This window comes from Pueribacillus sp. YX66 (genome assembly GCF_041725775.1).
Taxonomy (GTDB): domain Bacteria; phylum Bacillota; class Bacilli; order Bacillales; family UBA6769; genus Pueribacillus.
This window is the reverse complement of sequence record NZ_JBEUEL010000050.1, coordinates 1-12,380: the sequence shown is the minus strand read 5'-3', so window position 1 is coordinate 12,380 and position 12,380 is coordinate 1. Positions and strand designations below refer to the sequence as shown.

The following is a 12,380-nucleotide window of genomic DNA, read 5'->3' as shown; positions in this document are numbered from 1 at the left end:
ATATCGTTTCCTTTTTTGTTTCATAAACCTACCTTAACATATCCTTTCTTGCTGTCTAAAATCTTGGGTCCATTATATTTTGTAGTTCTTTATATTTATTTTTAGGTAGATCTTTTTTCGCAACACTTACATAGAGGAATAAATCAAAAATATCGGAAACTCCACGAATAAATTTATCGTTATTAAGTAAATTAATTTCAAATTGAAATTCAGAAGATGCCTGTTCCGAATTTAGTTTGATTGTCTGATTTTCGTTTCTAGATACGAACCACAATCCTTTTATAATGTAATTTGTGTTACTGAATGTTCCATTAATAAAAATAGTATTATCTTTTTGAACGAGGCTCAATTTATTTTTTAATTGCTTTGTTTTTTTCACTCGTAATCTATTTAATAATTTTGTAAGTAACATTACAGTACACCTCAAGATCTTATTTATTAGAAGTATCGGTTGTCCACTCAGTTATTATAGTATACTTAAGTTGAAAATGATAATTAGTGAAAGTCAATTTAGTTTAATTATTTTTAGAAAATCCTTAACTTTTTTGTCTAATCCTGTAATAATAGGTATAACTTTCTTCATGCAAAGGGGGGAAATCTAACTTTAACACTTTTTAATAAATACAAGGGGGAATATTTCTTTTTGAAACAAAGACAATCTTTAATCACTATTGTCGTTAGTTTAGTAGTTTCATTGATTTTTGTTGTTTCAATGCAACCATCGACTGTTCATGCAGCGAACACGTACTTCGGAATTGCATTGAAAAATCCGACTCACGTATATAAAGATACATCGACAGATTCCGGCAGTTGGAAGTCTTATGAGTCAGGTTCTATTTTAAAATATACAGACTATAACAACAACTGGTATCGTGCAACTGTCAAGGTAAATGGAAAATGGGAACGAGGTTTTATTCACAAAAATGACGTTGAAAATGCAACGCAAAATCAAAAAGAGTTACACGGTGTTGCATTGAAAAATCCTACCCATGTTTATGCGAATGCCTCAAGAAAATCTTCATTAAAAAATTATGCTACTGGTGCAATTTTAAAATATCGTACGTTTTCTAGCAATTGGTACGAAGCAACAGTTTACATAAATGGTAAACCTAGAAAGGGTTATATTCATCGACAAGATGTTGATAATGCCACTGAAAATCAAAGTTCACTAACTGGGGTTGCTTTACGCCAACCGACCGCTGTTTATAAAAATGCTTCAACAAGATCGTCATGGAAGACATATGCAGCGGGTTCAATTTTGAAATACCGTACGTTTACTAGCAACTGGTATGAAGCGACAGTTTATGTTAATGGAAAGCGCCAAACAGGTTATATTCATAAATCGCACGTAGAGAATGCAATTCCTGAAAAAGATAGAGAAACATTAAGAGGAATAGGAACTCAAGTTCCAACATCTGTTTATGCAAGAGCATCTACAAGTGCAAAAAAATTAAAGTCGTATGCTTCAGGAAGCCAATTAAAATATCGTACGTTTACTAGTAACTGGTACGAGGCGACTGTCTATATAAAAGGAAAACCAACAACCGGTTACATCAGTAAAAGTCACGTCGACCAACTAGTAAACTCGCAAAAGCGATTAGATGGACGAGCATTAAAAAGCCCAACGCATGTGTATGCAGGGGCTTCAAGAAGTTCAAAGTTACTAAAAAGCTATAAGAAGCATTCAATCTTAAAGTTTCGTGAACTATCGAGAAATTGGTATGAAGCGACAGTCTACTTGAATGGGAAGCCACATACGGGTTATATTCATAAGAGCGATGTGACGACTGAAGATATTGTCAACTACACACATTATAATTACTCGTTTAAGAGTATGGTAGATGCTCAAATGATAGGAGAAAGAGCAAAATCTGATGGGGCAGGTAAGATTAATGCAACACGTCAAGAAGTTGAGTATTATGCTAACCCAGCTAACTTTCCTAGAGGCACAACAGGGTTTTATCAGTTTTTAGTTTTGTCTCAGCCTGCAGGACTAAACGAAAAAGAAGTAAATGAGAAAATACTTTATAATAAAGGTATTTTAAGAAATATGGCAAAAGCTTTTATAGATGCTGGTAAGAAACATAATATTAATGAAGCTTATTTAATAGCACATGCTTTGCATGAAACTGGAAATGGTGGTTCTACGTTAGCAAATGGAGTACCTGTAGATGCAAACGGAAAAGTAACAAGAGATTCAAATGGTGAGCCGGCTAGAACATCCCGAACTAAACATACCGTCTACAATATGTATGGTTATGGGGCTGTAGATAGTGACCCAATAAATGGGGGAGCTAAATATGCGTTTGACCAAGGTTGGTTTACGCCATATGATGCTATTGTTGGGGGTGCCGCAAGCATTAATAGTTATATAACGCGTGGCCAAGATACTCTTTACAAAATGAAGTGGAATCCAGTAAGTCCAGGATATCCACAATATGCAACTCACGTGCAATGGGCTGTATTGCAAACGAATAGAATTGCTGAAATTTATAATACGCTTGACAATTATATATTGGTTTTTGATGTGCCTAAATTTAATAATCAGCCTGGGCCTTCTCCTGAACCAGTAAGCGCGTCTACTCGTATGTCATTAAATTCTTCTCAGAATTTACTTGAGTCGTTTGAGCAACATGAAATTTTTAAATCTGAAGATGAACCGATAAAAGAGGATGATTCTACTAAACTCGTAGAGCCTGAAACACCGCCAGTCCAAGAAGATGAAACGTCAAATAGAGAAGAAACTGAAGAAGAAAGTGAAGAACTCGTTGAAGAGATAGGTATGACGATTGAGGAAGTGCTCTTACGTCACTCGCCTTCCGATGAAAGCGATGAAAATATTATTGGGCAAATTCCAGCTGAAACAGAACTAGAAATTATTGAAGTTGATGGTAGTTGGTTTAAAGTGATTTATGATGAATTAGAAGGTTGGATTCACTCAGATGGTATTACATTTCTAGAAGAAAAATAATTGATTTGCCATATGCAGAAAAACTTTTCTGTGTATGGCATTTCTTTTTTAGAGCAAACTTTTGTCTAAAAAGTAAACGGAACGTTGTTGAATTTCATTCATCGTTGCAATAGAATGAGGTTGTGTTTAAAATTAAGTATTGAGTTTTAAAAGATGCCGTTGGAGGCTTAAAAATGAAGAAAGTAATTACGTATGGAACATTTGATTTACTTCACATTGGACATATTAATATTTTACGTCGCGCAAAAGAACTCGGTGATTATTTGATTGTTGCGATTTCGTCAGATGAATTCAATGCTTTAAAAGGTAAGAAAGCGTACTATACGTTTGAGCAAAGAAAAGCGATCCTTGAGGCGATTCGTTACGTTGATGAGGTGATCCCTGAGCATACGTGGGAACAAAAAGTGCAAGATGTTGTTAATCATAATATTGATGTGTTCGTTATGGGGGATGATTGGGAAGGCGAATTTGACTTTCTTAAGGAATACTGCGAAGTGGTTTATTTGCCAAGAACGGTTGGCATTTCGACAACGAAAATAAAGCAAGATTTGAATAATGCGAAAAATGGGTAGAGAATTAGCTGTATCGATTTATTTGTTCGTTTTCTCTGTCTTTTTTACGTTCTTTAAATGGTATCCCCAAAAGAAGAAGTCAACATTTGTGGCTTCCTTTGGGGATAATATTTTATTTACGGTAAAAGAACTTGAAAAACGAACGGATGAACAGATTGTTATTTTGAAAACGTCTCAATGTCACATGAACTTTGAAGAGCACGTTCATCATCCCATTTTACATTTTGAACTTCGCTTTCCACTTCAATGGCTTCGCTCTATTTACCACCTTGCGACATCTACGACTGTTATTATCGATAATTATTATGGTTTTTTGGCTGCGAGTGATTTTAAGTCAAATGTGAGATGCATTCAGCTGTGGCATGCAGCGGGTGCGATTAAGCAATTCGGATTAAAAGATCGAACGATTCAAGAACGTTCACCACGAGCTTTAAAACGATTTAAAAAAGTGTATGATCGTTTTCATTACGTCGTCGTTGGCAGTAATAAAATGGCGTCCATTTTTCGAGAAAGCTTCGGATTGCCTGATGAACGTATCGTACGAAGCGGAATCCCAAGAACGGATTTCTTTTTTGATGCGGATGAAATGTCGCGAGTGAAACAATCGTTACAGGAAACCTACCCGATGAGTAAGGAAAAGAAAGTGATTTTATATGCTCCAACATATCGGGATAATGAGTTCACTGTTTCAAGCTTAAAGTTAAACATCCAAGACATGTATGAGGCGCTTCGAGAAGAGTATGTGTTGTTATTACGCCTTCATCCAGCTGTTAATATGAATGTAATGAATGAGTATCCGAATTTTGTATATGATGTATCGAACTATGATGACAGTAATCATCTGTTAGTCATAACGGATATTCTCGTTACGGATTACTCTTCGATTCCGTTTGAATTTTCATTGTTGCATAAGCCGATGGTGTTCTTCGCATATGATTTAGAAGAATATGAACGACAACGTGGACTGTGGAAATCTTATGAGAGTCTTGTTCCAGGTCCTGTTGTAAAACAAACTGATGAACTAATCGAAGTCATTCTGGAAAACAATTTTGACCTTAAGAAAGTTGTCGAATTTGCTAAGGAATGGAATGAATTTTCGACGGGAAATGCTAGCCAACGCTTCGTTGATACGTTTTATACGTCTGTTGAACATGACGAATAGCTTGATGAAAACGAGGTTTGGGGGATCTATAAAATTATGTTTTACGTTTGTAGAAAAACATAGTATTATGGAGTTTAACGAAATTTGAATTTTACTTATTTTTTGGAAAAGGAGAACCCTAGTATGGGACGTTTAGCTCAAAGAAAAAAAAGAAGAAGAAAAAAAGTATTTTGGTTTTTAGTGTTTCCAATATTATTAATTGCAATTGTAAGTACGGGATACGGTGCATACTTATACAAAAAAGCTGAAGTCATCATGAGCAATGCTTTTTTTGACGATCGGGGGAAATCGGATTTACGTGATAAACGAGTCGATCCGAACTTTGACAACGTTTCGGTGTTGTTTATTGGAGTTGATACGAGCGAGAAGCGGGGAAATGATGAAAATGGACGCTCGGACGCTTTAATGCTTGCCACGTTAAATAAAGATGAAAAATCAGTCAAGCTTTTGTCGATTCCTCGAGATTCGCGCGTGTATGTTCCTGAAGTTGGGTATGAAACGAAAATTAATCATGCCCATAGTCATGGAGGGCCGCGTGCTACGATCGAAACAGTAGAGAACTTGCTAGAGATTCCTGTTGACTATTATGTCCGCCTTGATTTTGAAGCGTTTATGGAAGTTGTCGATGCGCTCGGCGGAATTGATGTAGACGTCCCTTATACGTTCTCAGAGCAAGATTCAAAAGATCGCCCAAATGCGATTACGTTAGAAGCTGGACTGCAACGGCTTAATGGGGAAGAAGCACTTGCGCTTGCCCGAACGAGAAAGCTTGATAACGATATTGAACGAGGAAAGCGACAACAAGAAATTATGAAAGCGATTTTGAAGAGAGCAGCATCAGGAACATCTGTCGTTAAATATGGCGACGTAATCGAAGCAATTGGCTCGAATATGAAGACGAATATGACGTTCGATGAAATGAAAGCATTCATCGATTATGGGATATCCGGAAATTTAGTCGTTGAAACATTGAATTTAGAAGGAAATGATCTTCGTCTTCCGAATAGCAGAGGGCTAAACGTTTATTATTGGCAACTCGACAACTTAGCTTTAGCCGAGTTAAAAACGGATTTAAAAACTCATCTTGAACTTACCACTTCGAGTCCAACTGAAATGGCGAGTGAACATACGGAAGAATAATATAAAGAAGAGCGTGACGAGGATGGTGCTAAAGTCATGCTCTTTTTTTCATCACGTTAAAAATAAAACGGGGTAAAAACAACATTCTTTTCCAACGTGAAGGTTGTTTAATTAAGCGGTACAGCCATTCTAAGTTTAGTTTCCTCCAAAAGACTGGAGCCCGTTTCACTTCGCCAGCCCAAACATCGAAGCTACCACCAACCCCCATAAAAACACCTTTTTCAAATATTGGTAAATTCCCTCTAATCCACAGTTCTTGCTTCGGATAGCCTAATGCGACAAAAACGAGGTCAGGATTGGCTGCTTTTACCATGTCTCGTACCGATTCATCGATTAAATCAAAATAACCGTGATGGTATCCGACAATGTTCATATTTGGGTATTGCTTTGATATGTTATCTATTGCTTTTACGATGACGTGTTTTTTTGCGCCTAAAAAAAATACGCGTAATGATTTTTCGTGAGCGACATGAAGAAGGTCTTTCATTAAATCGAAACCTGCTATACGTTCTTGCAACGGTTGTTTTAACAATTTTGCCCCAATAATAATACCGATGCCATCAGGGACAATATAATCTGCTGCTTGTAACGTTTGCCTATAATCATGATGCTCATTCGCATACATTACAATTTCAGGATTTGCAGTGACAACAAATGTTTTTTCATCTGCTTCAATTCGTTCGACCAAAATGTTTGTCATTTCTTCCTTTGTTGTATTATGAAATTCGATATCGAGAATGTTCACTTTTTTATCCATACATACTATCTCCAAATTAAAGTTCAATGATGATGTCCAATTATATCAAATTTTGTAGCTTCAGATCCCACTCTTTTCCTGAATAACATCACATTGATGGAAAAAACTAAACAAAACAAGCTTATCGGGGGGATACTTGTGAATGTCATAACAAATTTTTTTGAACGTAAAGAGCAAAAGCGACTTTTATTTGAACGAAATGCATTAATGGAACTTACGTTAACTGAAGTGATTAAAGATGCTCGCAAACGTTTTTTGCCTTATTATGACCGTTCGTTGTACATCCAGAGAGAGTTAGAAGAGACGAGCATTGATGTTGCAATTGAAGCCTATTTGGAAGGTGTATCATACAGTCGGTTTAGTCATTACGGCGAAACAGAACAAATGGTTCGAGAACGGGCCGAGCGTGTGATTCAGCAATTTACTAATACGTTGTATGATTATTGGTTGTTTTGGGGGGAGTACGACGTCGTGCTCGAAGAGTTGTATTTTACGTGTGAATCATTCATTGAATTGTGGTGGCGTATCGGCTATCAAAAAGGAGTAAAGCGTCGCCGTCTTCGGTTACATTAATATTTTGAAAAATTCCATCTCCACGTTATATTGTTGTTCGCTTCATAATAAAGTGTACAAGAGAGGCTGTCTTACGTGGAGGGGAGCAATGTGAAAACAAGGGTTTACATTGGTTCGGCATTGATCGGTTGTTTATTTCTTGTTGGGATTGGATTTTATTTATATAAGACGTACGTCGGTTCAAATGCGAGCTGGAACTTACCATTAACTGGGAAAGTGATCGTTATTGATCCTGGACATGGTGGGGTAGATGGAGGGGCGGTCGGTCGAAGTGGTGAAGTAGTTGAAAAGGAGATTGCGCTCGAGATTTCGTTAATGCTACGAGATTACTTACAAGAAGCGGGAGCTTATGTCATTATGACACGTGAGACGGATCGTGATTTAGCACCCGAAGATTTACGTGGATATAGCCGCCGTAAAACGAAAGATTTATACAACCGATTGGCAATTATTAATGCTTCCGATCGTGATTTATTTATTAGTGTTCATTTAAATGCGATCCCTTCTCCGAGATGGAGAGGTGCGCAAACGTTTTACAATCCGACAAATGATGATAGTCGTGACCTTTCTCGCTTCATTCAAGATGAACTTCGACAAAATCTCGAGAACACAACTCGACATGCGAAACAGCTATCAAGTGTTTTCATTTTAAAGGAAGCGAACATTCCGGGTGCGATCGTGGAAGTCGGTTTTCTGTCAAATCCAAGTGAAGCGGAGCTATTAGCCGATTCAGATTATCAAAATAAAGTTGCTATTTCCATTTATCGAGGCATTCTTAGATATTTCACAAATGAAAAGGCACCAGAAAAGTAATTCTATTTGAATGTTCATTCGGCTTCGTTGAAGTAAGCTGAGCAAATAATGTGAACAAATTCTGATTTCTTTCACTGAATAAGGTGGTTTTTTTGAGGTTCAGAATCGATTAATGCTATACTAATTAACGTAAGCAAATAGAACTTTGGAAGAAGGTGACCGACGTTGTTAACTGAACAGAAAGTAAAAGAAATTTTGCAGCAAGTCCAAGATCCTGATTTACATAAAAGTATTGTCGACACGGGCGGCGTCCGTGAAGTTAAAATAAAAGATGGATACGTCAGTGTGAAAATCGCGCTTAATCGGACAGGCACTGCGGAACAAATGCAAGTACAACAGCAAATTGTCAATTTGTTAAAAGGGGCAGGTGCTGAGTCGGTTGGGCTCCGCTTCGAAAATTTGGACGGAAGTTCACAAAGTCAAGGAGGTGCACGCCACCAACCAAATCCACAAATGCCACCGCTTTTGCGTCCAGATAATAAAACTAAATTTATTGCGATTGCGAGTGGAAAAGGCGGCGTTGGAAAATCTACTGTCACGGTAAACATCGCAACGGCTTTGTCACGTCTCGGTAAAAAAGTTGGAATTATTGATGCTGACATTTATGGCTTTAGTGTTCCTGACATGATGGGGATTGACTCTCGTCCGAAAGTGATTGCTGAAAAAATTTATCCAGCAGAAAAATTCGGCGTGAAAGTGATGTCGATGGGCTTTTTCGTCGAAGATAACTCTCCGGTCATTTGGCGCGGCCCGATGCTAGGAAAAATGTTAAATAACTTTTTCGCGGAAGTTGAGTGGGGCGATTTAGATTATTTGTTGCTTGATTTGCCTCCTGGAACAGGTGATGTCGCGTTAGACGTTCATGATATGCTCCCGTCAAGCAAAGAGATTATCGTTACGACTCCACATCCGACCGCTGCATTTGTAGCAGCCAGAGCGGGTGCGATGGCGCTTCGGACAAACCATGAAGTCGTCGGTGTCATCGAAAACATGAGTTATTTTGAAAATAAAGCTTCTGGTGAAAAAGAGTATATCTTCGGTAAAGGTGGCGGAGAAAAGCTAGCTAAAGACTTACAGACAGATTTACTCGGTCAAATTCCGCTCGGTCAGCCAACGATGGACGACGAGAAAGATTTTGCTCCTTCTATTTACGAAGAAACTCACCCGATTGGTAAAATTTATGCCGATATTGCAACTAAACTTGTTAAAAAGCTAGAAAAATAAACAAATAAAGAACCAAAGCACCACGAAAGTGGCTCCTTTGGTTCTTTTATTTTAGCTTTAGGGTTATGAACCACCCTCACCGCCATTTTGTCTATTACCACCTCCGCCTCCGCCACCGTTCTGTTCTTCGTTACCTTGAGCTTTCACCTGTTCATCGGCGACTTTTTTCATCATATCGAAAAGCTCGGCTTTAAAGAGCGGGTTTTCGAAAGCTTCTCTAATTAGTTTTTGGTAGTGGGCTCGGAAGTCATCACTTTTCATTAATTTTACAAAATTTTTCTCCATTTCTGGGTTTTGGAGAATGTTCATCATTTTTTTCTGATACTCGGGATCGTTCATAAGCCCTTTCTGTAGATCTTCAAATGGTTTATCCATGCTTTTCGCAAATGTTTCAGCAAATTTTTCGTCTTTAAACTGATTTTCCCAAAATTTTTTGCCTTTTTCGGATACGAGGGTGTCTTCAATCGCTTGTTTAACCGTTTCTTGATCCATGACGATCTGTTGCTTAAAGTGATCATCTTTCAATATGTCTTCAAGGGCTTTCTTTCCGTCATCTGTTTTCAATATGTCAACCATCATTTTTTTCGTTTCTTCATACGAAACGTCATTTCCCCTTACTTCGTTCGCGGCACACGAAACGAGGAATGTTCCGCAGAAACAAAGGATGATGATTTGTGTCCATTTCTTCATCATTTGTCTACACCTTTCAAATAGGTTCTTTATGGTCAGTTTTTCACGTTTTCTTTATTGTTATGCTTGGTGGAATAAGGAAACGGCTAGCTTTTTTAGATTTGTATTGATACAATCGTAAAGGGAAAAATGAATGCGAGTAGGTTTGGGGGATATTAGAGTGAATTCACGAAATTGGGTTCGTTTGTTTTTTTCCACATTAATTATTGGTGCTATCGTCGGTATGATTACCGGTTTAATTTTGCAATCCGATTTATATAAAAATGTGCCTGAATTTTTAGCATTGGCGATTTGGCTTTTTGGTGTATCGTGTATTTTTAGTTTAATAAGCCAGATGGGCTTTTTTGCGTATTTAACGGTTCATCGTTTTGGACTCGGTATTTTTCGTTCAATAAAATTATGGAATGCGGTTCAAATTGTGATTATTGCGTTCGTTTTGTTTGATTTAGTTTATTTGCGTTACTCTACATTTGCAGAAAAAGGCGATTCGATTGCACCATACTTTATTCCTGCATTGCTTTTGCTTGGAATCGGTCTTATTGTTGCCTACATTAAACAAAAGGAAACAAATCGCGAAGCCTTTGTACCTGCCTTGTTTTTGATGATTGTCGTCACTACGATTGAGTGGTTCCCAGTGTTAAAAGCGAATGATTTTAATTGGGTTACGATTATGGGTACTGTTTTAATCGTATCGAATGCGTGGCAGCTGCTTATTTTACATCGATTAAATGAAAAAAGTGCAAAAGAAATGTTAGAGAAGAAAAAAATGGACCCTCTGCCCGATAAATAGGCGGAGGGATTTTTGTCAATCCAGTAGCTTGTTTGACATCAATTTAGTTTTGTTTAAACAAACGTTTATTTGATTTCCTTTGTTTCTGTTTTTGTACCTGCAATTAATTCTGTTACGGTAACAAAACGGTAATCTTTTTTCTGAAAATGTTCAATAATACTTGGCAACGCATTAGCTGTTTGTTTTGCGGAATCAGAGGCGTGCAATAAAACGATGTCTCCGGCTTCTGCATGTTCAATGACATTTTTTATAATCGTATTAGTACCAGGATTTTGCCAGTCCTCTGAATTCACACTCCAATGAACGGTCGTGTAGTTAAACTCATCAAGAATTTTTAACACTCGTTTATCAAAGCTTCCGTTTGGTGGGCGGTACAACGTCGGTTTGTTTTTTGTTAACTCGTTTAAGACGTGTGTGCTAAGTTGAATGTCTTTTTTTATTTCATCATCTTCAAGCGTCGTATAGTGCTCATAATGAAACCCGAGATTTCCGATCTCGTGACCATCTTCTATAATTCGCTCAACCGTTTCAGGGTGTCGTTCAGCCCACGATCCAGATATAAAGAATGTCGTTTCATTAACTTCATGTTTTTTTAAAACGTCTAAAATTGGAAGTGCCTGTTTTTCACCCCAGCTAATATCAAACGTAAGTGCAATCACTTTCTCTTTTGTTTGAATGGAATCTACAGCACGTGGTTCCTCGGTAGTTGTTAATACAGCCACTTCATCTTTCTCTACATATAATAAGATTGCTGAAAAAAGCGCGGCAACAAAAATGATTAAGTAGTGTTTCAGTCGATTTCCGTTGAATACGAATATAAATTTCATAATATCCTCCTAGACGATACGTTGTTCATTACATCTGTATGCTCGTCAAGCCTTGTTCATACTTCAAGACGTTTGAAATTGATTTAAGAAAGAACTTTTTTGATAAAAAATTTGTTTTTGGAAAAAATGAGAAATGACCATTTGTTTGTTTCGTTTCTTAAAGTGAAGTTTGTTTTTACGAATGAATTTAGGTGATGAATAAAATTGAGGAGCAGTAGAGAAAAAGCCGGTTGTAGAGAAATAGAAGGAGTGGTGGATATGCTCGGATTTATGGTTAATTTTAAGGAAGTTCAAGAACTTGAGTATTTATTGAAACGTGAAATGGATGAGTTGTTGTTCGATTTTGAAGATACTAGAATTGATATCATTGTCAAAAGAGCGATGGAAGAACGATATCAAATATTATTTAATCTTTACCGTCGAATTGCATCTCCAGCAGATTGTGCAAAATATATGCGACAGAAGAAAGAGTTTTATCCATAGGATTATATTAAGAAAACAATATGTCGAGAGTCAGTTCTTTTGTTATAGAATGCAAAAGAGCTTTTAAGCATGGACAATCGGTTAAGTTTTCCATTTGATTTTTGAGACAAACCATGCTATTATAAAGATCCTCGCGAGCCAGGGTGTTCGATAATAATAAACTTTTTAAAAAAGTAGTTGACAACACTTAGGTGAGCGTGTTATAGTTAAAAAGTCGCCATTTGGAGCGACGAGGAAGAAAAAGGCTACTAAGTAGCTGATTTGCCTTTGCGTCTACAAGCTTTAAACGAAGTAAGCTTTCTCGGGGCAAGGCACCAAAGATGATCATTTAAGTCATCGCTTCGTTCTTTGAAAACTAAACAAAACGCCAAGCGAAAA

Annotated in this window: 13 protein-coding genes; 9 read left to right on the top strand and 4 right to left on the bottom strand. The window is 37.3% G+C overall.

The genetic code is table 11. From position 1 onward, the window contains the following. Window positions 1-55 precede the first annotated feature (55 nt). Window positions 56-412, bottom strand: a complete 357-nt coding sequence (locus tag ABU914_RS14650; protein ID WP_379670448.1) for a hypothetical protein — start codon at window positions 410-412, stop codon at window positions 56-58. A gap of 231 nt (window positions 413-643) precedes the next feature. On the opposite strand from ABU914_RS14650, the gene ABU914_RS14645 reads away from it, so the two are divergent. From ABU914_RS14645 to ABU914_RS14630, 4 genes are all read left to right on the top strand, one after another. Continuing rightward, window positions 644-2,971 carry an SH3 domain-containing protein gene (locus ABU914_RS14645; protein ID WP_379670447.1) on the top strand — a complete coding sequence of 776 codons (2,328 nt, stop codon included), beginning with the start codon at window positions 644-646 and terminating at the stop codon, window positions 2,969-2,971. Window positions 2,972-3,144: 173 nt separating this feature from the next. Beyond that, window positions 3,145-3,543, top strand: coding sequence for a glycerol-3-phosphate cytidylyltransferase (tagD, locus tag ABU914_RS14640; RefSeq protein WP_379670446.1), 399 nt, complete (start codon window positions 3,145-3,147; stop codon window positions 3,541-3,543). Next, entirely contained in the window at window positions 3,536-4,705 is a 1,170-nt protein-coding gene (locus ABU914_RS14635) for a CDP-glycerol glycerophosphotransferase family protein (protein ID WP_379670445.1), read from the top strand. Before tagD ends, ABU914_RS14635 begins: the two co-directional genes overlap by 8 nt. Before the next feature lie 123 nt (window positions 4,706-4,828). Next, window positions 4,829-5,845: an LCP family protein gene (locus ABU914_RS14630; RefSeq protein WP_379670444.1), complete on the top strand. Its 1,017-nt coding sequence runs from the start codon at window positions 4,829-4,831 to the stop codon at window positions 5,843-5,845. 34 nt (window positions 5,846-5,879) lie between these two features. On the opposite strand, the gene ABU914_RS14625 is transcribed toward ABU914_RS14630, so the two are convergent. Beyond that, window positions 5,880-6,602, bottom strand: a complete 723-nt coding sequence (locus ABU914_RS14625) for a WecB/TagA/CpsF family glycosyltransferase (RefSeq protein WP_379670443.1) — start codon at window positions 6,600-6,602, stop codon at window positions 5,880-5,882. Between the two features lie 138 nt (window positions 6,603-6,740). Between ABU914_RS14625 and ABU914_RS14620 the strand changes: the two genes are divergently transcribed. The 3 genes from ABU914_RS14620 to ABU914_RS14610 all read left to right on the top strand — a co-directional run bounded on the left by ABU914_RS14620 (window position 6,741) and on the right by ABU914_RS14610 (window position 9,212). Beyond that, window positions 6,741-7,175: a DUF2521 family protein gene (locus ABU914_RS14620; protein WP_379670442.1), complete on the top strand. Its 435-nt coding sequence runs from the start codon at window positions 6,741-6,743 to the stop codon at window positions 7,173-7,175. 120 nt (window positions 7,176-7,295) lie between these two features. Next, window positions 7,296-7,988 (top strand): N-acetylmuramoyl-L-alanine amidase CwlD, encoded by a 693-nt coding sequence (gene cwlD / locus ABU914_RS14615; RefSeq protein WP_379670449.1) that lies wholly within the window; start codon window positions 7,296-7,298, stop codon window positions 7,986-7,988. Window positions 7,989-8,153: 165 nt separating this feature from the next. Continuing rightward, window positions 8,154-9,212, top strand: coding sequence for an Mrp/NBP35 family ATP-binding protein (locus tag ABU914_RS14610; RefSeq protein ID WP_379670441.1), 1,059 nt, complete (start codon window positions 8,154-8,156; stop codon window positions 9,210-9,212). A gap of 63 nt (window positions 9,213-9,275) precedes the next feature. Here the strand turns inward: ABU914_RS14610 and gerD are convergent, their stop codons facing one another. Next, window positions 9,276-9,902 carry a spore germination lipoprotein GerD gene (gene gerD / locus ABU914_RS14605; protein WP_379670440.1) on the bottom strand — a complete coding sequence of 209 codons (627 nt, stop codon included), beginning with the start codon at window positions 9,900-9,902 and terminating at the stop codon, window positions 9,276-9,278. A gap of 160 nt (window positions 9,903-10,062) precedes the next feature. Here gerD and ABU914_RS14600 point away from each other — a divergent pair, with 160 nt between their 5' ends. After that, window positions 10,063-10,692 (top strand): KinB-signaling pathway activation protein, encoded by a 630-nt coding sequence (locus ABU914_RS14600; RefSeq protein ID WP_379670439.1) that lies wholly within the window; start codon window positions 10,063-10,065, stop codon window positions 10,690-10,692. Window positions 10,693-10,757: 65 nt separating this feature from the next. Here the strand turns inward: ABU914_RS14600 and pdaB are convergent, their stop codons facing one another. After that, the gene (gene pdaB, locus ABU914_RS14595) at window positions 10,758-11,519 is read right to left on the bottom strand and encodes a polysaccharide deacetylase family sporulation protein PdaB (RefSeq protein ID WP_379670438.1); all 762 of its coding nucleotides are present in this window, start codon (window positions 11,517-11,519) and stop codon (window positions 10,758-10,760) included. Between the two features lie 258 nt (window positions 11,520-11,777). Here pdaB and ABU914_RS14590 point away from each other — a divergent pair, with 258 nt between their 5' ends. Further along, window positions 11,778-12,002 (top strand): hypothetical protein, encoded by a 225-nt coding sequence (locus tag ABU914_RS14590; RefSeq protein ID WP_379670437.1) that lies wholly within the window; start codon window positions 11,778-11,780, stop codon window positions 12,000-12,002. Window positions 12,003-12,380: the final 378 nt, after the last annotated feature.